The organism is Aeromonas sp. S18(2024), from assembly GCF_041402525.1.
In the GTDB taxonomy this organism is placed as follows: domain Bacteria; phylum Pseudomonadota; class Gammaproteobacteria; order Enterobacterales; family Aeromonadaceae; genus Aeromonas; species Aeromonas enteropelogenes.
Genome location: NZ_JBGLQV010000001.1, coordinates 567,097 through 585,748, shown reverse-complemented (window position 1 = coordinate 585,748; position 18,652 = coordinate 567,097). Strand labels below are relative to the sequence as shown.

General features: G+C 58.6%; 22 protein-coding genes. 16 read left to right on the top strand and 6 right to left on the bottom strand.

Going from position 1 to position 18,652, the window contains the following annotated elements:
• The first annotated feature begins 12 nt into the window (after nt 1-12).
• Both tpiA and pfkA read left to right on the top strand, forming a co-directional pair.
• On the top strand, nt 13-768 hold the full coding sequence (gene tpiA / locus ACB034_RS02570; RefSeq protein WP_026457842.1) for a triose-phosphate isomerase: 756 nt from the start codon (nt 13-15) through the stop codon (nt 766-768).
• Nucleotides 769-915: 147 nt separating this feature from the next.
• Nucleotides 916-1,887 carry a 6-phosphofructokinase gene (gene pfkA, locus ACB034_RS02565; RefSeq protein ID WP_026457843.1) on the top strand — a complete coding sequence of 324 codons (972 nt, stop codon included), beginning with the start codon at nt 916-918 and terminating at the stop codon, nt 1,885-1,887.
• A 1,424-nt stretch (nt 1,888-3,311) separates the two neighbouring features.
• Here pfkA and ACB034_RS02560 read toward each other — a convergent pair.
• Nucleotides 3,312-4,553, bottom strand: coding sequence for a dicarboxylate/amino acid:cation symporter (locus ACB034_RS02560; RefSeq protein ID WP_042026077.1), 1,242 nt, complete (start codon nt 4,551-4,553; stop codon nt 3,312-3,314).
• Nucleotides 4,554-4,824: 271 nt separating this feature from the next.
• On the opposite strand from ACB034_RS02560, the gene ACB034_RS02555 reads away from it, so the two are divergent.
• The 3 genes from ACB034_RS02555 to ACB034_RS02545 all read left to right on the top strand — a co-directional run bounded on the left by ACB034_RS02555 (nt 4,825) and on the right by ACB034_RS02545 (nt 8,290).
• The gene (locus ACB034_RS02555) at nt 4,825-5,109 is read left to right on the top strand and encodes a pyrimidine/purine nucleoside phosphorylase (RefSeq protein WP_042026075.1); all 285 of its coding nucleotides are present in this window, start codon (nt 4,825-4,827) and stop codon (nt 5,107-5,109) included.
• A 150-nt stretch (nt 5,110-5,259) separates the two neighbouring features.
• Nucleotides 5,260-6,645 (top strand): L-serine ammonia-lyase, encoded by a 1,386-nt coding sequence (locus ACB034_RS02550; RefSeq protein WP_042026074.1) that lies wholly within the window; start codon nt 5,260-5,262, stop codon nt 6,643-6,645.
• 274 nt (nt 6,646-6,919) lie between these two features.
• Nucleotides 6,920-8,290 (top strand): L-serine ammonia-lyase, encoded by a 1,371-nt coding sequence (locus ACB034_RS02545; RefSeq protein WP_042026072.1) that lies wholly within the window; start codon nt 6,920-6,922, stop codon nt 8,288-8,290.
• Between the two features lie 599 nt (nt 8,291-8,889).
• On the opposite strand, the gene ACB034_RS02540 is transcribed toward ACB034_RS02545, so the two are convergent.
• Nucleotides 8,890-9,168 (bottom strand): YcgL domain-containing protein, encoded by a 279-nt coding sequence (locus ACB034_RS02540; RefSeq protein WP_042026070.1) that lies wholly within the window; start codon nt 9,166-9,168, stop codon nt 8,890-8,892.
• Between the two features lie 107 nt (nt 9,169-9,275).
• On the opposite strand from ACB034_RS02540, the gene minC reads away from it, so the two are divergent.
• The 5 genes from minC (at nt 9,276) to mtgA (ending at nt 12,364) form a co-directional block, all read left to right on the top strand.
• A complete protein-coding gene (minC, locus tag ACB034_RS02535; RefSeq protein ID WP_061477495.1) occupies nt 9,276-9,983 on the top strand; it encodes a septum site-determining protein MinC in 708 nt (235 codons plus the stop codon).
• 18 nt (nt 9,984-10,001) lie between these two features.
• Nucleotides 10,002-10,814, top strand: coding sequence for a septum site-determining protein MinD (gene minD, locus ACB034_RS02530; RefSeq protein WP_042026066.1), 813 nt, complete (start codon nt 10,002-10,004; stop codon nt 10,812-10,814).
• Nucleotides 10,815-10,816: 2 nt separating this feature from the next.
• Complete coding sequence (gene minE / locus ACB034_RS02525) at nt 10,817-11,083, top strand: cell division topological specificity factor MinE (RefSeq protein WP_042012553.1); 267 nt, start codon at nt 10,817-10,819, stop codon at nt 11,081-11,083.
• 193 nt (nt 11,084-11,276) lie between these two features.
• Nucleotides 11,277-11,603 (top strand): HI1450 family dsDNA-mimic protein, encoded by a 327-nt coding sequence (locus ACB034_RS02520; protein ID WP_371171992.1) that lies wholly within the window; start codon nt 11,277-11,279, stop codon nt 11,601-11,603.
• Nucleotides 11,588-12,364 carry a monofunctional biosynthetic peptidoglycan transglycosylase gene (mtgA, locus tag ACB034_RS02515; RefSeq protein WP_371171991.1) on the top strand — a complete coding sequence of 259 codons (777 nt, stop codon included), beginning with the start codon at nt 11,588-11,590 and terminating at the stop codon, nt 12,362-12,364. Before ACB034_RS02520 ends, mtgA begins: the two co-directional genes overlap by 16 nt.
• Before the next feature lie 3 nt (nt 12,365-12,367).
• Here the strand turns inward: mtgA and ACB034_RS02510 are convergent, their stop codons facing one another.
• Nucleotides 12,368-12,496: a hypothetical protein gene (locus ACB034_RS02510; RefSeq protein WP_267884078.1), complete on the bottom strand. Its 129-nt coding sequence runs from the start codon at nt 12,494-12,496 to the stop codon at nt 12,368-12,370.
• 146 nt (nt 12,497-12,642) lie between these two features.
• Here ACB034_RS02510 and ACB034_RS02505 point away from each other — a divergent pair, with 146 nt between their 5' ends.
• Nucleotides 12,643-12,966: an HI1450 family dsDNA-mimic protein gene (locus tag ACB034_RS02505; RefSeq protein ID WP_026457797.1), complete on the top strand. Its 324-nt coding sequence runs from the start codon at nt 12,643-12,645 to the stop codon at nt 12,964-12,966.
• Between the two features lie 48 nt (nt 12,967-13,014).
• Here the strand turns inward: ACB034_RS02505 and ACB034_RS02500 are convergent, their stop codons facing one another.
• Nucleotides 13,015-13,326 (bottom strand): DUF1289 domain-containing protein, encoded by a 312-nt coding sequence (locus tag ACB034_RS02500; protein ID WP_371171990.1) that lies wholly within the window; start codon nt 13,324-13,326, stop codon nt 13,015-13,017.
• A complete protein-coding gene (locus ACB034_RS02495) occupies nt 13,327-14,181 on the bottom strand; it encodes a S1 RNA-binding domain-containing protein (protein ID WP_371171989.1) in 855 nt (284 codons plus the stop codon).
• Nucleotides 14,182-14,412: 231 nt separating this feature from the next.
• Between ACB034_RS02495 and ACB034_RS02490 the strand changes: the two genes are divergently transcribed.
• From ACB034_RS02490 to ACB034_RS02475, 4 genes are all read left to right on the top strand, one after another.
• A complete protein-coding gene (locus ACB034_RS02490; RefSeq protein ID WP_371171988.1) occupies nt 14,413-15,627 on the top strand; it encodes a UPF0149 family protein in 1,215 nt (404 codons plus the stop codon).
• A 170-nt stretch (nt 15,628-15,797) separates the two neighbouring features.
• Complete coding sequence (locus ACB034_RS02485) at nt 15,798-16,262, top strand: MarR family winged helix-turn-helix transcriptional regulator (RefSeq protein WP_026458376.1); 465 nt, start codon at nt 15,798-15,800, stop codon at nt 16,260-16,262.
• A 2-nt stretch (nt 16,263-16,264) separates the two neighbouring features.
• Nucleotides 16,265-16,453 carry a DUF4250 domain-containing protein gene (locus ACB034_RS02480; protein ID WP_026458375.1) on the top strand — a complete coding sequence of 63 codons (189 nt, stop codon included), beginning with the start codon at nt 16,265-16,267 and terminating at the stop codon, nt 16,451-16,453.
• A 169-nt stretch (nt 16,454-16,622) separates the two neighbouring features.
• Nucleotides 16,623-16,796: a hypothetical protein gene (locus ACB034_RS02475; RefSeq protein ID WP_167335313.1), complete on the top strand. Its 174-nt coding sequence runs from the start codon at nt 16,623-16,625 to the stop codon at nt 16,794-16,796.
• A gap of 137 nt (nt 16,797-16,933) precedes the next feature.
• Here the strand turns inward: ACB034_RS02475 and ACB034_RS02470 are convergent, their stop codons facing one another.
• A complete protein-coding gene (locus tag ACB034_RS02470; RefSeq protein WP_371171987.1) occupies nt 16,934-17,521 on the bottom strand; it encodes an FMN-dependent NADH-azoreductase in 588 nt (195 codons plus the stop codon).
• 225 nt (nt 17,522-17,746) lie between these two features.
• On the opposite strand from ACB034_RS02470, the gene ACB034_RS02465 reads away from it, so the two are divergent.
• Entirely contained in the window at nt 17,747-18,634 is an 888-nt protein-coding gene (locus ACB034_RS02465) for a DMT family transporter (protein ID WP_042070002.1), read from the top strand.
• Nucleotides 18,635-18,652 lie beyond the last annotated feature (18 nt).

Below are 18,652 nucleotides of genomic sequence, written 5' to 3'. Positions count from 1 at the left end.
GAGATATAGAAGATGAGACAGCACCTGGTAATGGGTAACTGGAAACTGAACGGCACCAAGGCTTCCGTCGAAGCACTGATCAAAGGACTGACCCCGGCGGCTGCCGCTCATCCTTCTGTTCAAGTCGCCGTCTGCCCCCCTGTTATCTTTTTGGGTATGGTTGAACAGCTGACTGCCGGCACCAAGATTGCCTACGGCGCCCAGAACGCTGACGTGCACGAGTCTGGTGCCTTCACCGGCGAAAACGCCCCCTCCATGCTCAAAGCCTTCGGTTGCACCTACTCTCTGGTCGGCCACAGCGAGCGTCGCACCCTGCACGCAGAGACCGACGACGTGGTTGCTGCCAAGTACGAAGCCATCCAGAAAGGCGGTCTGGTACCGGTTCTGTGCATCGGTGAGACCCTGGCCCAGTTCGAGGCCGGCACCACCAACCAGGTGGTTGAGACCCAGCTGAAGGCTGTTATCGACCGCTGCGGTATCGCCTCCTTCGCCAACGCCGTCATCGCTTACGAGCCGGTATGGGCCATCGGCACCGGCAAGACTGCCACCCCGGAAATCGCCCAGGCCGTGCACGCTCACATCCGTCAGTACCTGGCCGGTTTTGACGCGGACGTGGCTGCCAAGGTACAGATCCTGTACGGTGGTTCCGTGACTGGCGCGACCGCTGCCGACCTGTTCGGTCAGCCGGACATCGACGGTGGCCTGGTGGGTGGTGCGTCCCTGAAAGTGGACGACTTCTCCCAGATCATCGCTGGCGCGGCCAAGTAATCGGCTGCCATGGAGGGGGCGCTTGCCCCCTCCTGCGTATCGCTTTTCCTATGGTGGCCCCCGCATCCCATACGAAAGCCGATATAGTAAAAATGGCTTGTCTATTTCCAAACATTCGTATTTGACAACTCAGATCCAGAGGCACTCATGACCAAACAAATCAAACGTATTGGTGTTCTGACCAGTGGTGGCGACGCGCCGGGTATGAACGCAGCCATCCGCGCCGTGGTGCGCGCCGGCCTGCATCATGGCCTGGAAGTGTACGGCATCTATGATGGCTATCTCGGTCTGCACCAGGATCGCATCGTCAAGCTGGAGCGTCACAGCGTCTCCGACGTGGTGAACCGTGGTGGTACTTTCCTGGGTTCTGCCCGTTTCCCTGCCTTCAAAGATCCGGCCGTTCGCGCCGAAGCGATCGAGAACCTGAAAAAGCACGGCATCGACGCCCTGGTGGTGATCGGCGGTGACGGCTCCTACATGGGGGCCAAGAAGCTGACCGAAGAGGGGTTCCCCTGTATCGGCCTGCCGGGCACCATCGACAACGATATCGCCGGCACCGACTTCACCATCGGTTTTGATACTGCCCTGAACGTGGTCGTAGACGCCATCGACCGTCTGCGCGACACCTGCAGCTCCCACCACCGCATCTCCGTGGTCGAGATCATGGGCCGTCACTGTGGCGATCTGGCCATGTCTGCCGCCGTTGCCGGTGGTGCCGAATACGTGATCGTGCCGGAAGTGGCTTTTGACAAAGAGAAGCTGCTGCAACAGATCAAGGAAGGTGAAGTCAAGGGCAAGAAGCACGCCATTATCACCATCTGTGAACACGTTACCGACGTGAATGCACTGGCCAAGGATATCGAAGCCATGACCGGCCGCGAAACCCGCGCCACCATTCTGGGCCACATCCAGCGTGGCGGTGCCCCGACGGCCCGTGACCGCATCATGTCCAGCCGTATGGGCGCCTATGCCGTCGAACAGCTGCTGGCCGGCCACGGTGGCCGCTGCGTCGGTATCCAGCGCAACGAACTGGTTCACCACGACATCATCGACTGTATCGAGAACATGAAGCGCCCCTTCGATCAGGAGCTCTACAACCTCTCCACCACCCTGTTCTAAGGCATATCAGCCCAAACAGGCCAGTCTGATAAAAACCCTCCACCCGGAGGGTTTTTTTATTTCGTCCTGATGGCCAACCCCATTGTGCCAGAGCTTATCCAGCACAGCTTGTACCTGCCTCTGCTCAGGAGAAACGTCAAGCGCCAGGCGCTTGTACCTGTCAGGCTCGCGACTCAACAGTCTCGATTCAACAAAGACGCGGTCGCCATCGACCAGCCTTGTCTCCCCCTGCTCTCTTGCGTACCGCTGTGTACGACAGCCAAGACGCCCGCCTTGCTTATGCTGCCCTCAAGCCGAGCAATGTAAGGCGGAGCATTCCAGCCTGGCCTCCCGTGCCAATCCGTCACTACCAGCGACTTGCCCTGACACACTAGACAGGCTAACCGGTCGCACCACTATATTGGTGGCGATAAAATGCACACCTACGCCTCTGCAGCCTCTGTTATGCAGTCAATGCACCTGAAAACGGGCCCTTTTCTGCAAATTCGGATGCAGTTCACTACGAATAGAAGCCTGATATGACAAGGCCTGACCATGAAATGACGCTCGGTGATATCCAGTGGATGAGATATCCATGTCACATCCTGTCAAATCCAGTTTATACGCACTTTAGTCAACCAAAAGCACCCCTTTTAAGTCAGATAAGTGCCATTTCACGAATGGGAATCATATAAAGCCCACAAAAAAGAAGGATAAATGAGCGCATAACCATATGAATTTAAAATAATTAAATATCATCAAACAAGAAAGATGTTCCCTAACCATCACCATGCCCATTAAACGAGCTCCATATTGTAAAAATACAGCCTTCATCATCATGGGCGACAAAAGACATCACTTTTTCAAATTTAACCCTTGTTTTAAGGCTGGCGTATGGTATCTTGACATCATCAATCAACGACTTGGGGAGAAAAAAATGAAAGAATTTGTTGTGACTGCGGTATTCACCGTCTTTTTCACCCTGGTTGCTGTCTCTCTGCCCTCACTGTCACAGTTCTGAGCCGGATAGGGAGACATCAATCCGGACCGCTTGTGTCAGCCAAGCCTGATAAATCGCCACTAACAGGCATTTTTCAGCCTTGATGCCATCACAAGCCACTTAAATATGATTTCATCATCTTGGCGTCGTTTTTTTCACCGCCAGGGTGACAGGACAGCAGGACGAAGTGTCCAATCATATCCGGGGGATCATGGCTCCCCTTTTTGCTGCCCGCGATTGCTCACGTCATCTTCAATCCTGAATGACCATCGGCGCTGCCATCCCCCCACGGCCTGCCCTCCCAATCTGAATTTCCCTGGCCTGACCGTACTCGCTCACCTCGTCTGAACGAACTTTTGCCTGCCAGCTGGGATCAAAAAAGCCCCCACCGCGAGGTGGGGGCTTTGTCCTTCAAGTTATGCAATCAGGTTGGCTGATGGCGCCGTTACGCCTTGTTCCAGCGCTGCGGGTCATATTCCGGGCTGAAGCGGTCGACGATGACTGCACAGGCCGCATCACCCGTGATATTGAGAGCGGTACGGATCATATCGAACAGGCGATCCAGGGCAAACAGCAGCGGCAAGCCTTCGATGGGAATGCCGGCCGCCAGCAGCACAGCCACCACCAGGAAGCTCGGGCCCGGCACGCCGGCCTGACCAATGGCCCCCAGGGTGGAGGTCACAATGATGGCAGCCCAGGCTCCGGCGCTCAGATCGATGTTGTAGATCTGGGCAAAGAAGATGGCGACCAGACCGTAATAGATGGCGTTACCGCTCATATTGATGGTGGCACCCAGCGGCAGCACGAACGAGGCAGTGGCGTTGCTCACCTTCAACTCCCGCTCGCAGGTTTCCATGTTGACCGGCAGGGTCGCCATGGAAGAGGCGGTGGAGAAGGCCACGATCTGCGGCTTCTTCATGGCGGAGAGATACTTCATCACCGGGGTATTGGAGAAGATCGCTACCAGCAGCGGGTAGACCACGAAACCGAAGATCAGGATGGCGCCGACATAGACCAGGAACAGCTTGAGCACCAGGGTCAGCACATCGAAACCATAGGTACCGATGGCATCGGCCATCAGGCCGAAGACCCCCAGGGGAGCAATCAGCATCACCTTGTTGATCATCCAGACGAAAGCATCCACCAGGGTGTTGAGGCCATCGACCAGCGGCTTGGCCCGTTCACGGGGCTGCTTGGCCAGCGCGATGCCGAGGAACATGCAGAACACCAGGATCTGCAGAATGTTGGCCTCGTTCAAAGACTGGAACACGTTGGTCGGGATCATCCCGAGCACGGTGGCCACCGCATCGGGCAGTGCGCCCTTGTCGGAGTAGTCACCACTGAACAGGGTGGACATGGCACCGAAGTCGACACCGATGCCGGGCTTGAAGAGTTGTCCCATCACCAGCGCCAAGGAGACGGCCAGTGCAGAAGTCAGCAGGAAGAAGCCCAGGGTAGCGGCACCTATCTTGCCGGCCGCTGGGCTGGTCCCCAGGTTGGCGGCACCGGAGAGAATGGCCACCGCCACCAGGGGGATCACCAGCATCTTGATCAGCTGGATGAAGAGGCTACCGAGCGGAGCGAAGATGGCCGCCTGTTCACCCATGAACACCCCGGCCAGCACACCCAGTACCATGGCAACCATCACCTGGAAGCCGATATTTCTAATGAGTCCTTTAGTTAACACAATCTGTTCCTTTATGTAGCAAAATTCACACTTTTCCCAGTGCAATTAACCAAACAGGGGAATGAGCATCTGCTCATTCCCCTGTTTGGGCGCTTTATCTCATATTTAATTGCTGTTTTAAATCAGCAAATCGTTAACCGAAGCTATTAATAATTTTGCTAAAAAGTAAAGATTCAATACGGTCTTGTCGGTTTTTCCCGCATCTTGCCATGACAACGGGCGAAAGAGTGTGCTAGTTTGACCCTGTCAACGAATAAACAAGGATGTAAAGATGCTGAAAGTTAACGAATATTTCGACGGAAATGTAAAATCCATCGGTTTTGAGCAAAATGACGAGAAATCCACTGTTGGCGTCATGAACGTGGGTGATTACCTGTTCAACACTGCCGCCCCCGAGCGCATGACTGTGATCAAGGGCGCCCTGACCATTCAACTGGCCGGTGAAGAGGAGTGGCACACCTACAGCCAGGGCCACTCTTTCGTGGTCGCGGGCCACTCCTCCTTCAAGCTGCAAGTGGCCACCCCCACCGCCTACCTCTGCGAGTTTCTCTCCTGATCCTGCCGGTTGAAGGGGGTTTCCCCTTCAACCCGGCTTGCCTACCGGCTCCCATATCACTGTCCAGGTCACAGCGCAGCAGATCACCGCTTTTCATCCATGGGAAAAATCCTAGAATAAACAGACATAAACCATCACCGGAGTGATGTCATGATCAGCGTGTTTGATCTTTTTTCCATAGGTATCGGCCCCTCCTCTTCCCACACGGTGGGCCCCATGCGTGCAGCCTATGCCTTCGTTCAACAACTCAAGCTGCAGGGCCATTTACCCCACATCACCCGGGTCGAGGTGGAGTGCTACGGCTCTTTGGGCCAGACCGGCAAGGGGCACGGCACCGGCAAGGCGATCATTCTGGGACTCGCGGGATTCGAACCCGAATCCGTCGACATCGACGCAATCCCGGCCATGCTAGCCCGGGTCGACCAAGAACAAACCCTGCTGCTGGCAGGCGAGCAACCGAGCCGCTTCCCCCGCAGCGGCGCCATCATCTTCAACCGGCGTACCACCCTGCCAGCCCACACCAATGGCATGACCCTGCGCGCCTTTGCCGCCGACGATGCCATGGTGTCGAGCCAGACCTACTACTCGGTCGGGGGCGGCTTCATCATAGAGGAGAGCCAGTTCGCCACCGCCAAGGAGGACGCGGCCCGTCTCGATGCCGAGCACCCCATCCCCTATCCCTTTGACAGCGGAGCCCAACTGCTCGCCCACTGCCAGGAGAGCGGCCTCTCCATCTCGGGCCTGCTGCTCGCCAATGAGCGGGTCTTTCGCAGCGACGAACAGATAAAGGCAGGACTTCGCAAGATCTGGCACACCATGCAAAGCTGCATCGAGCGGGGTTGCAAGAGCGAGGGGGTGCTGCCGGGCGGACTCAAGGTGCGTCGCCGCGCCCCCGGACTGTTTCGCCAGCTCAGCTGCGAGACCAACTTCAACAAGGATCCCCTGATGGTGATGGAGTGGGTAGACCTGTTTGCCCTCGCCGTCAATGAAGAGAACGCGGCTGGCGGCCGGGTCGTCACCGCCCCCACCAACGGTGCCGCCGGCATCATCCCGGCGGTGCTGCACTACTATGATCGCTTCGTTCACAAGGTGGATGACGAGATCCTGGTGCGCTACTTCCTCACTGCCGCCGCCATCGGCATCCTTTATAAGAAGAACGCGTCGCTGTCGGGGGCCGAAGTGGGCTGTCAGGGAGAGGTGGGGGTTGCCTGCTCCATGGCCGCCGGCGCCCTCACCGAACTGCTCGGTGGCAGCCCCGCCATGGTGGAAAACGCCGCCGAGATCGGCATGGAGCACAATTTGGGGCTCACCTGCGATCCCATTGGCGGGCTGGTACAGGTCCCCTGCATCGAGCGCAACGCCATGGGGGCGGTCAAGGCGATCAACGCGGCGCGCCTGGCGCTGCGCGGTACCGGTGAGCACAAGGTGTCGCTGGACAAGGTGATCAAGACCATGTGGGAAACCGGCAACGACATGAAGACCAAGTACAAGGAGACGGCCCGTGGTGGCCTGGCTGTTAACATTACAGAATGTTAATAAGCCGATGCGAGCTTCATTCAGCCCTCAACTACCCGGCCTGGCCGGGTATTTTTTTGCTTATCGGCTTAACAAAATGGATAAGTACCAAAATAAATTTTATACTCGCGCCTCAGATTCAACAAAAATAGATCTATTTCAACTTTTTTTAGGCTTTGAACCGTTACACTGCGGTTATCTGGTTCAATGACCCGCGCAATCTGTGCGCACCATGGATCTCCCCAATTCAAGTGAGTGGGCATGCCGCCCCCTTCTACCCTGAGGTAATAGTGACATGATCAGCGTTTTTGATATCTTCAAAATCGGTGTAGGCCCCTCCTCTTCCCACACTGTTGGCCCTATGAAGGCTGCCAAACAGTTTGTTGACGAGCTTCGCGCAGGCGGCAAGATCCGCGATATCACCCGGATCAAGGTCGACGTCTACGGCTCTCTCTCCTGGACCGGCAAGGGCCACCACACCGACACCGCCATCATCATGGGTCTGGCCGGCAACCTGCCGGAGAACGTTGATATCGACGCTATCCCCGAGTTCATCTCCCGTGTCGAGCAGACCGAGCGTCTGCCCATCGGTCTGCACTGCCACACCGTCAGCTTCCCGCGCGATGCCATGGTGTTCCACGATGAAGCCCTGCCCCTGCACGAAAACGGCATGAAGCTGACCGCCTTCATCGAAGACGACGTCATCTACAGCAAGACTTATTACTCCATCGGCGGCGGCTTCATCGTCGACGAGGAGAACTTCGGCAAGGCCGACAGCGGCGACATGGCCGTGCGTTACCCGTTCAAGAGTGCCGCCGAACTGGTTGCCCACTGCAGCCAGACCGGTCTCTCCATCTCCTCCCTGATGATGGAGAACGAGAAGTGCTTCAACACCCCGGAAGAGATCTACAAGAAGTTCGGCAAGATCTGGAACACCATGCGTGAAGCCATCGATCGCGGCTGCCGCACCGAGGGTGTGCTCTCCGGTCCGCTGCGCGTGCCCCGTCGTGCCGCTCCCCTGTTCCGTCAGCTGAGCACCAACGAGAACCTCTCCAACGATCCCATGGGTATCGTCGACTGGGTCAACATGTTTGCCCTGGCGGTGAGCGAAGAGAACGCGGCCGGTGGTCGTGTGGTGACTGCACCGACCAACGGCGCCGCCGGCATCATCCCCGCCGTGCTGGCCTATTACGACAAGTTCATCCAGCCGGTTGGCCGCGACGACTACACCCGTTTCTTCCTGGCAGCCGGTGCCGTCGGCATCCTGTACAAGATGAACGCCTCTATCTCCGGCGCCGAAGTGGGTTGCCAGGGTGAAGTGGGCGTCTCCTGCTCCATGGCCGCAGCCGGTCTGACCGAGCTGATGGGTGGTAGCCCGGAGCACGTGTGTGAAGCGGCCGAGATCGCCATGGAACACAACCTGGGTCTGACTTGTGACCCGGTGGCCGGCCAGGTGCAGGTACCCTGCATCGAGCGCAACGCCATTGCCGCCATGAAGTCGGTCAACGCCTCCCGCATGGCCCTGCGCCGCACCTCCAAGCCGCGCGTCTCCCTGGACAAGGTCATCGAGACCATGTACATCACCGGCAAGGACATGGACTCCAAGTACCGCGAAACCTCTCGCGGTGGCCTGGCCATCAAGGTGATGCAGGTTGCTTGCGAATAAGCAGTCCAGAATATAAAAAAGGCGGGATATCCCGCCTTTTTTATTGCCGTTTTTCGCCACGCCAGCGCCAAGCTTTTTGGATCACGCAAGCCAATAGCGCCAGCCAGTACCGCTATGCTCGTGCAGCTAACCCTTTTTTTAGACTCGCTTTAATACTCTCTTTCACATCTCCAGGCACAGCTCCGGACGCCCGTTATCGGCCCTCGCCAGCCACCCGCAGTATCACGGCATGAGGCAGTCCATCTCATTGCCTGCGCGAGTCTGCGTACGAGAGCACTTGCCCAGACAAGAGAAGTTCAGCCGCAACAGGGAGTTGCAAATATGGACAAGGGGCAAAAAGTCCGCGCTGAAATAAGTATCAGGGGTGGCCACTCACGCTATTTTGTGAGCGGTCGCAAAAGTTGATGATATTGTGTCCGGGCCGGATTGACTTTTAATTTGGATGTATTGGGCAATATTTCAACGCACCGATTAATTCGGCGTACCTATTATTGCCGGAATTATCTGCATCCTTGCCATGAGATGACGCGCCCCGAAGTGGGGCGCTAAATACAAATAGCCGGTTCGCCATCCATTCTCGGCGATTGGGTACTGGATATTTAACCAGACTTTTTCAGCTGCGCCTTGTGCTGTTCCAGCAAATTTTCCGGAGGGGGTGGCACCTGCAAGTAGAAGCCCTGGGTCGTCAGCGCCGCCATCACCTTGCTGACATTGGCCAGCCCCAGAGGCTTGGCGGGGTCCAGCTTGGTCATCAGCACCAGCTCGGGACGGCCGAAGGTGGTCATCAGCGCCTCGGGTACGCGGGAAAAATCCTCTCTTCTTTCAACAAAAAGATAGGTCTCGGCTTTTTTGCGACTTTTATAGACTGCACACAACATGGAAATTGATATAATCCGACGAGTTTATTGCCTCTGATGGGGGCAAACTATAACATCAGGAATTGAATAACAATAACGGATTAGCATCTCTGCCTCGGGGAAGATTCATGGTTGAGCGCGATAACGAATTGAAAGGGTCCACCTTCACTATTTCTGTGTTGCATATCAGCGATGGCGAGCCAGAGCGGATCCGTCAGTTGTTGGCCGAAAAGGTGGCTCAGGCCCCCTACTTTTTTAACTGTGCCCCCCTGGTGATCAATGTCTCCCGGCTGGAACATATCCCGGATTTTGAGCAGCTCAAGGAGTTGGTGGAATCCGAGGAGTTCGTGCTGGTGGGCGTGACCGGGGCGCGCAATGAAGAGATGAAGACGGCGGCCAAGGCAGCAGGGCTGGCGGTGATGGCCTCCGGCAAGAGCCGCAAGAGTGAACCGGCCCCCGAGCCGGTCGCCCCCGTGGTGGCCCCCGAACCCGAGCCAGCTCCCCTGATCCCGACCAGGGTACACGTGGGGCCGGTGCGCTCCGGTCAGCAGATTTATGCCGCAGGCACCTCCCTGGTGGTGCTGGGCTCAGTCAGTCCGGGGGCCGAAGTGCTCGCCGATGACAGCATTCATATTTATGGCACCCTGCGCGGCAGGGCCATTGCCGGCGCCCGTGGTAACACCCGGGCCCGGATCTATTGTCAGCAATTACAGGCCGAGCTGCTCTCCATCGCGGGTACTTTCCAGTTGAGCGATGCCCTGCCGGCAGGCCTGATCCAGCAAGCGGTACATATCCGGCTGGACAATGAACAACTCCGAATAGACCGTATCAAATAGAGTTACAAGGAAGCGAGAATGGCGCGAATTATTGTCGTTACATCGGGTAAAGGTGGCGTTGGCAAGACCACAACCAGTGCGGCCCTGAGCACAGGTTTAGCCCAGCGTGGTCACAAGACAGTGGTCATCGATTTTGACATCGGTCTGAGAAACCTGGATCTCATCATGGGCTGCGAGCGCCGCGTGGTGTATGACTTCGTCAACGTCATCAATGGCGAGGCCAACCTTAACCAGGCCCTCATCAAAGACAAGCGTTGCGAGAACCTGTTCATCCTGCCCGCCTCCCAGACCCGGGACAAGGACGCGCTGACCCGTGAAGGGGTCGAGAAGATCCTGGATCAGCTGGCCGAGATGAAGTTCGACTACATCGTCTGCGACTCCCCTGCCGGGATCGAAGCGGGCGCCCTGATGGCCCTCTACTTTGCCGACGAGGCCATCGTCACCACCAACCCGGAAGTCTCCTCCGTGCGTGACTCGGACCGGATCCTCGGCATCCTGGCCTCCAAGTCCCGCCGTGCCGAGCGCGGAGAAGACCCCATCAAGGAGCACCTGCTGCTGACCCGCTACTGCCCGACCCGCGTCAACCGCGGCGACATGCTGAGCGTGCAGGATGTGCAGGAGATCCTGGCCATCCCCCTGCTCGGGGTGATCCCGGAGTCCCAGGCGGTGCTGCGCGCCTCCAACTCCGGCGAGCCGGTGATTCTGGACAAAGAGTCCGATGCCGGTCAGGCCTATGAAGATGCGGTGTCCCGCCTGCTGGGCGACACCAAGGAATTTCGTTTTTTGGAAGCAGAGAAGAAGGGCTTCTTTAGCCGACTGTTCGGGAGTTAAGCATGTCATTATTGGATTATTTTCGTTCCAACAAGAAACAGAACACCGCACAACTGGCCAAAGAGCGGTTGCAGATCATCGTTGCACACGAGCGTTCATCCAGAGGGGGGCCGGATTACCTGCCCCAGCTCAAGCAGGATATCCTTGATGTGATCCGTAAATACGTCAACATCGATCCGGACAAGATCACCGTCCAGCTGGATCAGAAGAGTGATGAGCTGTCGGTCCTCGAGCTCAACATCACCTTCGCCGATGACAAGAAGGGATGAGCTGACGCCCTATGCGTGACCTTTTTCCCAAATAAAGACCGGATCCTTGGCGGGATCCGGTCTTTTATCATCACTATTTCCCCCTCATGACCCACCCCGTCTCGCCAACCGCTCGCACGATCGCTAGAATAGCCGCGACCATCGGGTTTGCCCCGTCCGGTCACTTGTCCCCCTTTTCTGGAATCGACCGTTTATGTCTTTGAATGCCGAAATGCACAGCGTCGAGGAACTGCTCGACACCGCCCTCGAACTCTTCATGGAGCTGGCGTCCGACAACCTGCCGGAGCAGGAGATCACCCTCTTCAACCAGGAGTTCAACAACCGGGGCCTGCTGGCGGAAACCGATCCGGCCGACGACTGGGAAGCGGACGTGGGATTTGAGGTCAGCGATGCCGACTATGCCGAGATCTGGGTCGGCCTTGACAACGAGCAAGAAGAGTACGAACACCTGTTTGCCCGTATGCTACTCTCCCGCCGTGTCGACGAGAAGTTCTGCCACATCGAATGGCTCCCCCAATAATTCCGGATCCCGATGATCCGGATCACTACGACTGGGGATCAGAGCCTTATCCCGTGCGGCCGACACTGGTGCAACGCCTGCTGAAGTGGGTGGGCAAGCTGCTGCTGGCCGCCCTGCTGTTGTCGGTCGGCTCGGTGGCGCTGCTGCGTTTTATCGATCCGCCCATGTGGAGCTGGCGCATTGAGCGTGCGCTGTTTCCCCCTGCCAAGGTGGCTGAGGTCAAACATGACTGGGTGCCGCTTGGGCAGATCTCCCGCGAGTTGCAGCTGGCGGTGATCGCCGCCGAGGATCAGCATTTTGCCGAGCATCACGGTTTCGATCTCGATGCCATCAGCTCCGCCCTCAAGCACAATCAGCAGAGCAGCCGGGTGCGCGGTGCGAGCACTCTGAGCCAGCAGACGGCCAAGAATCTCTTCATGTGGAGCGATCGCAGCTTCCTGCGCAAGGGATTGGAGGCCTGGTTTACCCTGTTGATGGAGCTGGGCTGGGACAAGTCCCGCATCCTCGAGGTCTATCTCAATATTGTGGAGTTCGGACCGGGGATCTATGGCGCCGAAGCGGCGGCCAGACACTACTTCGGCAAACCGGCTGCAAGGCTGACTCGCTATGAGGCCTCCCTGCTGGCGGCGGCGCTGCCCAACCCCTGGCGCTACAAGGTCAATCCCCCTTCACCCTATGTGCAGCAGCGCTCGGCCTGGATCCGCCGCCAGATGAGTCAGCTCGGCCAGCTCACCCTGACCCGGGTCCAGCAGGCTGATTGATGATTAACCGGCGTCGGGAGGCGCCGGGGGACCGAGATGGCCACCCACCGTCTCGCGGTGAAGCGGCAGATAGTGCCACCACCAGGTCTCCCGCCGTCGCTTGATCTGCCGTCGTCGTCCTCGCGGTTTCATCCTCTGACTCCCCTGCCTGGCTGCGTGTTAACCATACCCCTACTGGGGCCAATTGGACAGACCCGCCCGTCTGCCGGCGCACTGGTCTGGCCGCCGGTGCCAATCCTTGCTACAGTAGCGAACCCCGACGAATCTGGAGTGATTTCATGGAACAGCGTACCCCGGATCAGCTGGTCGAATGGGCCTATGATCAGTTTCTCGAACAGGCTGCAGACATGCTGGCCCCTGAGCAAATTGTCGATATCACCCTGGAGTTTGAAAAGCGTGGCGCCGTCGAGGCGACGCTGCCCAATGCAGACTGGTCCACAGAGTTGGGCGAGCCGGTCGACATGGAACGCTGGGTAGAGGTGTGGGTCGGCTTGCTGGATCATCAGGATGAATTCGAGGTGATCTTCGCCACCTTCCTGCTGCCCCGCTTGATGCAGGAAAATGAGGTTCATATACGCTGGCATCGCCAGCAACAGGCATAAAAAAGGCGCCCTCGGCGCCTTTCTCGTTTTTACTGTCAACCCTCACATTCAGGGTTGGGCCGCGATGGCCTTGGCCAGACAGCGGCGACACCAGCAGGCGCCGACCTCGCTCATGGGCAGGGCCGGCAGCTGACTGCACCAACACTCATCTATGGTGGCGCCAGCGGAGACGGCGCAGTAGGCCGGCTCTCCGCAGCCCGGGCAGAGATGGGTGCTTTTCGAACCATCCAGCTCGGCCATCACCGCCAGCTGGGTCTCGCTCTCCATCGCCGACCAGTGACCTATCTCGGTGAGGGTACGACCACAGCCGAGACAGAGGCCATCTTTCGCCCGGCACGCACCGATGCAGGGGCTCGGCACTTACTCTTGCTCCCCACCCTGGGCGGCGTCAGTCAGGGTAATGCAGTTGTCTTCGATGACGATCTTGCCCTGCTTGTAGAGGCCGCCGATGGCCTTCTTGAAGGTGCCCTTGCTCATGGCAAACAGCTTGTAGATGAGCTCGGGCTCGCTCTTGTCGCCCACCGCCAGGCTGCCGCCCTGCTTTTTCATTCGCGCCAGGATGCGTTCGCCGGCGTCATCCACCTTGGCCATCCCCGGCTTTTGCAGAGTCAGATCCAGCTTGCCATCCTCGCGCACCTGCTTGACCCAGGCAGTCTGGGGACGCCCCGTCATCACCCGGCCGAAGATCTCGTTGCGAAACAGCATGCCCGGGTACTGGCCGTTGACGATCACCTTGATGCCCAAGGGAGAGTGTTCACCTGGCAGGGCGGTCACCTCATCACCCGCCTTGAAGGGCGGTTTAGCGGTGCTGAGGAAACGCTCCAGACGGCTGGTGCCCACCATGCGCCCTTCGTGATCGAGCATTAGGCGCACCAGATAGGTATGCCCCACCTGCATCGGCTTGTTCTGCTCGCGGCTTGGCACGAACAGATCCTTTTTCATGCCCCAGTCGAGGAAGGCGCCAATCTTGTTGGCGTTGACCACCTTGAGGCCGGCAAATTCATCCACCATGGCAAACGGCTTGTCAGTGGTGATCACCGGCTCGCAGTCAGCATCCAGATAGAGGAACACCTGCACATCGTCCCCCTCCTTGATCCCTTCCGGCAGCTGGCGCCTGGGCAGCAGCAGTTCACCGTACTCCCCGGCCGCGAGCCAGGCGCCACGGTCTTCGAGTTCAACGACGTTGAGGGTGTTCATCTTGCCAATCTGTATCATGGTGCTCTCTTTTTCTTTACCGGATGGGCCAGCTGGATCAGGGCCCTGATGGCCGCGCATGTTACCCCAAAACCGGCGATCCGGCCTAGTCCCCATCGCAACGCAGAGCCTCGTCTTTGGTGCATTTCGCCACCAGACAGGCGATAAAATCGCCATGCAGGCGGGCTTTTACTGCAAATAACCCCACATTTAGGTAGACTTCGCGGCTGTTCAAATCCAGAGGAGCTGTCGATGAACCCATCCACTCGTACCCGCCATCTTAATCAATGGATCCAGCAACACAGCGCACAGGACATGACCTACCCTGCCCTGCACGGCTTTTTGTGCGCCCGCCTGGTGGGGCCGGAGCAGCCCGACTGGCAGCAGCCGCTGGCCGGTTTGCTGGAGCAGGATGCCGAGCTGGATGAGAAGTGCGCCGAAGCCCTGCACCATCTGATCGCGGAGCTGGAGAGCCTGGCCGATGAAGAGCAGCTGGCCCTGCCCAGCCAGTGTCGCCTGCCCAGTGACGATCCCGAGCAGGTATTCGACAAGCAGCACCCCCTCGGGCAGTGGTGTTACGGGTTCAGCCAGGGGTTTGCCACCTGGCCCAAGCCAAAGGATTTGAACGATCTCACCACCCAGCACAGATTCAGCCTCGCGGCCGAGCTCTGTCTGTTTCGTGACAAGCCCATGGCGCAGATGCTCTATAGCGCTGCCGCCAGCGATCTGCCGTTTGCCGAATTCTGCAAACGCCAGCGCCAGCACATGAAGACCGCCCTCAACCAGTTGCTCAATCTGGATCAATACCAGGCTGCCCCCAGCGCCGAGGTGGCACTGGACAGCGAGCAGGCCGAGCAGTGGCAAAAGTGGTTCGCCCTGGCCGATGCCAGCCGGGATCACAGGGTGCGTCTGGGCTGGTTCGACAAGATCATCGCCGATGCCAGCCCGTTGTTTGACGATGCCTTCTGGCAACAGATCGCCGGACACGCCTGGAGTTCACACGAAGCCCGGCCGCTGCTGGCGGCCAGAGCCGGCCGCGCCGACTGCCTGCTGCAGTTGGGCCAGTTGGCTGAGGCCAGGGCCGAATACCTGACTCTGCTCACCCTCTGCCAGGCCGATGAGCCCGGTTGCCGCTATCACCTCTCCACCCTCTATGCCCGCCAGGGAGACTGGCAGGCGCTGGCCGGATTGCTGGTGCGCTTTGACGAAGCCTCCAGCTGGCTGCTCTACAACAAGGCACTGATGGTGTTTGCCACAAAAGGCGTCGAGGCGGCCAGGGAGCATTTGCTGGCGGCCATCAATGCCAACCCGCACATCCCGGCCTGCCTGCTCGGTCAGCGCAAGCTGCCAAAGCAGGAGCCCGGCAGCTGGCAGGCGGGCAGCCGTGACGAAGCGGCGCTCTACGCCCTCTATACCCGCGATGCCTGGCTCAAGCACCAGGCCCTGCTCTGGTTGCGCAAAGGCTGAACAAACCCGGATTAAAAACCCGCCTGACTGACCCGGCTTTCGCAGGATGTCGTGCGCCACCGCACATTTCATTGCTGCCGGGTCAGACAAATCCGCGTTAGTCTCGTATCATCATTGTCAAAGTATCAAAAGAAACTGCACCAGATGCAGCTGTCACAGCAGGGTGTAATATGTCAAAAATCATCGCTTTACTCGCCCACTACCCGCCCTATCAGTTGGTTCACGCCGCCGAGATGCTACGGGATACCTTCGAGCAGTTTTACGAACAGCGCTATCAACTGACCGTGCCCCAGTGGCGCCTGATGATGGTGCTCGGCCCCCACTACCCCATCAGCCAAAAAGAGCTGGTGGAGGCGAGTGGCATGGACAAGGTGCGCATCTCTCGCGAGATCCGCCGTCTGGCCGAGAAGGGGATCATCTTTACCGAGAGCAGCGAGCAGGACAAACGCATCAGCCTGGTCTCCCTCACCAATGCGGGCCTCTCCCTCTTCCAGCAGCTCAAGAGCGAGGCGGGAAGCTGGCAGCACACCCTGACCGATTACCTGCCCAGCGAATCTCGCGAGGCGATCCGCCAGCATCTGCACACCGTCAGTGCCGCCATCGAGCAGCTGCAATCCCTGGACAAGGAGCAATAACCATGGATTTGAAAAAATTCGCCACCATGGACGTCAACATGCTGCTGAGCCTGATCAATATGCAGCTGCGCGATCGCTATGATGATCTGGATGATCTCTGCAAGGCGCAGGATCTCGATAAAGCGGCTCTGGAGGCCAGGCTCGCCAGCGGCGATTTCCACTACCAGCCTGATCAGAAGCAGTTCAGATAGGGATCGGGATCACAGAGCCGGCCGCGGCGCTGGCTCCATGGCCAAAACCTGATATGGTCGGAGGACCCACAACAGAGGGACGCCCCGACGGTTTGATGGATGGATACATCAGGCTGTCACAAGAGGGCATTAGATTCGTTTCAGGCAAGCAAACCAAGGATGACCCAAGATGATGACCCGACAGAACCTGCTGATCAGCCTCGCCGCCTTGTTGATGATCAGCCTGTTTATTCCCTACTTGCCGCAAGATGGTGAACAGTGGCTCACCACCCTGCTCTGCGCCCTGCTGGTGGCCGTATTCCTGGTGCTGATCCGCGGCTGTCGCCGCTTTATCATGGATTGAGGGCCCGACTCTCTTGCCTCTGGCGTTAAAGGGCTTTTCTTCTCTCCCAACCCTTTGTAACCCGCCTCCTTTAAAAAACAAACGCAGCCAGATGGCTGCGTTGGTCATTATCCGAACATCGCGACGGGCAGGTCGGCTTAGACGGCAAGGCTCTCCAGCTGCGCCTTGGCCGCTTCCATCCCCTTGCTCTGGGCTTCCGGCCCCATCCCCATCCCCTCGGCGTAGATGAAGTCCACCTCCTTGATGCCGATGAAACCCAGCACGGTGCGCATGTAGGGGGTCACCAGATCGGTGGCGCTGCCGACGTGCATGCCGCCACGGGGGCTGATCACCAGGGCCCGGGTGTTTTCCACCAGACCGACCGGGCCGGTCTCGGTGTAGCGGAAAGTCACACCGGCACGAGCCACCAGGTCAATCCAGTTCTTCAGCTGGGTCGGGATGTTGAAGTTGTACATGGGGGCGGCAATCACCACCAGATCGCTTGCTTTCAATTCGGCGATCAGCTCATCGGACTGGGCCAGCACAGTCAGTTGACGCTCGTTCAGGTTCTCGCCACCACGCAGGCCGGAGGCCAGCTCACCATCCAGCACCGGCAGGTTCAGGGCCGCCAGATCGCGCACTGTGACGGTATCATCCTGATGATCGGCGAGGAAGCCGTCGATCAGGGCGTTGGATTGGGAGTATTGACCCAGGATGCTGGATTTGAGTACGAGGATGTTGGCCATGATGACGCTCCGTTTGCTTGTCAGTTGAACAGTGTGGCTGTCGATGGAGGTCACTCTAAACATTGGGCTTCTATACAGATAGCGAAAATAGATGCTCAACTTGTTCAAAATTTTTGATATTGGTCCACTTCCTCGCCAAAGAGCGCACTTCCCGGGCCGCACGCCTTGGCATAACAAACGATTGCCGTTATGATCCGCCGCACTTTTTTCAGTGACCCGGATCCCATGGCACCCTCACGGCACTCTCCCATTGCCGGTGCAGTCTGGATGATGGTGGCTGGCCTCTGTTTCGCCGCCGTCAACAGCCTGAGCCAGTATGTCAGCTTCAAACTCGGCCTCGCCTCCACCCAGGTCGCCTTTCACCAGTATCTGATCGCCCTGATCTGCCTGCTGCCCTGGCTGGTTCGCCACGGCTTGCGCCAGTCCCTGATGACCAACCAGTTCCGGCTGCACCTGTTGCGTGTCGCCCTGGCGGTGATCGGCATCCAGTTCTGGCTGTGGGCGCTGGCCGTGCCCGTCCCCATCTGGCAGGGCATAGCGCTGCTGATGACCTCTCCCCTGTTTGCCACCCTGGGGTCGGCCCTGCTGCTCAAGGAGCAGGTGAGCCGGGCCCGCATTCTGGCGACCCTGGCGGGGTTTGCCGGGGCCATGGTGATCCTGGCCCCCTGGACCGACGATTTCAGCTGGGCCTCCCTGCTGCCGGTGGCCGCCGCCCTGTTCTGGGCCGGTTACTCCCTGCTGGTGCGCTATCAGGCGGCGAGCGAGTCGTCCCACACCATAGTGGTCTACCTGCTTATCTTCAGCACCCCCTTCAATGCCATGCTGGCTCTGCCGGAATGGCAATGGCCCACGGCCGATCAATGGCAACTGGTCGCCCTGGCCGGAGTGCTGTCGGCGCTGGCCCAGATGTCCATCGCCCGCGCCTACAGCGTGGCGGAGGCCTCCTTCGTGCAGCCCTTCGACTTTGCCAAGCTGCCCATGAACGTGCTGGCCGGCTGGCTGGTATTTGGCTGGGCCCCTCCGGGCCGACTGTGGCTCGGCGCCGCCATCATCATTGGTGCCGTCACGCTGCTGACTCATCTGGAGCAGCGCGCCAGCAAATCCGTTTCCTGAGGTACGCCATGCGTGCCT

Bases quoted from the DNA above. Each gene is read 5' to 3' on its own strand.
- ACB034_RS02475 (WP_167335313.1), top strand. From the start codon at position 16,623: ATGATGACCCGACAGAACCTGCTGATCAGCCTCGCCGCCTTGTTGATG.
- mtgA (WP_371171991.1), top strand. From the start codon at position 11,588: ATGGCTCCCCCAATAATTCCGGATCCCGATGATCCGGATCACTACGAC.
- ACB034_RS02485 (WP_026458376.1), top strand. From the start codon at position 15,798: ATGTCAAAAATCATCGCTTTACTCGCCCACTACCCGCCCTATCAGTTG.
- ACB034_RS02555 (WP_042026075.1), top strand. From the start codon at position 4,825: ATGCTGAAAGTTAACGAATATTTCGACGGAAATGTAAAATCCATCGGT.
- ACB034_RS02520 (WP_371171992.1), top strand. From the start codon at position 11,277: ATGTCTTTGAATGCCGAAATGCACAGCGTCGAGGAACTGCTCGACACC.
- pfkA (WP_026457843.1), top strand. From the start codon at position 916: ATGACCAAACAAATCAAACGTATTGGTGTTCTGACCAGTGGTGGCGAC.
- ACB034_RS02510 (WP_267884078.1), bottom strand. From the start codon at position 12,496: ATGAAACCGCGAGGACGACGACGGCAGATCAAGCGACGGCGGGAGACC.
- ACB034_RS02550 (WP_042026074.1), top strand. From the start codon at position 5,260: ATGATCAGCGTGTTTGATCTTTTTTCCATAGGTATCGGCCCCTCCTCT.
- ACB034_RS02540 (WP_042026070.1), bottom strand. From the start codon at position 9,168: ATGTTGTGTGCAGTCTATAAAAGTCGCAAAAAAGCCGAGACCTATCTT.
- ACB034_RS02505 (WP_026457797.1), top strand. From the start codon at position 12,643: ATGGAACAGCGTACCCCGGATCAGCTGGTCGAATGGGCCTATGATCAG.
- tpiA (WP_026457842.1), top strand. From the start codon at position 13: ATGAGACAGCACCTGGTAATGGGTAACTGGAAACTGAACGGCACCAAG.
- ACB034_RS02465 (WP_042070002.1), top strand. From the start codon at position 17,747: ATGGCACCCTCACGGCACTCTCCCATTGCCGGTGCAGTCTGGATGATG.
- ACB034_RS02495 (WP_371171989.1), bottom strand. From the start codon at position 14,181: ATGATACAGATTGGCAAGATGAACACCCTCAACGTCGTTGAACTCGAA.
- ACB034_RS02490 (WP_371171988.1), top strand. From the start codon at position 14,413: ATGAACCCATCCACTCGTACCCGCCATCTTAATCAATGGATCCAGCAA.
- minC (WP_061477495.1), top strand. From the start codon at position 9,276: ATGGTTGAGCGCGATAACGAATTGAAAGGGTCCACCTTCACTATTTCT.
- minD (WP_042026066.1), top strand. From the start codon at position 10,002: ATGGCGCGAATTATTGTCGTTACATCGGGTAAAGGTGGCGTTGGCAAG.
- ACB034_RS02480 (WP_026458375.1), top strand. From the start codon at position 16,265: ATGGATTTGAAAAAATTCGCCACCATGGACGTCAACATGCTGCTGAGC.
- ACB034_RS02470 (WP_371171987.1), bottom strand. From the start codon at position 17,521: ATGGCCAACATCCTCGTACTCAAATCCAGCATCCTGGGTCAATACTCC.
- minE (WP_042012553.1), top strand. From the start codon at position 10,817: ATGTCATTATTGGATTATTTTCGTTCCAACAAGAAACAGAACACCGCA.
- ACB034_RS02545 (WP_042026072.1), top strand. From the start codon at position 6,920: ATGATCAGCGTTTTTGATATCTTCAAAATCGGTGTAGGCCCCTCCTCT.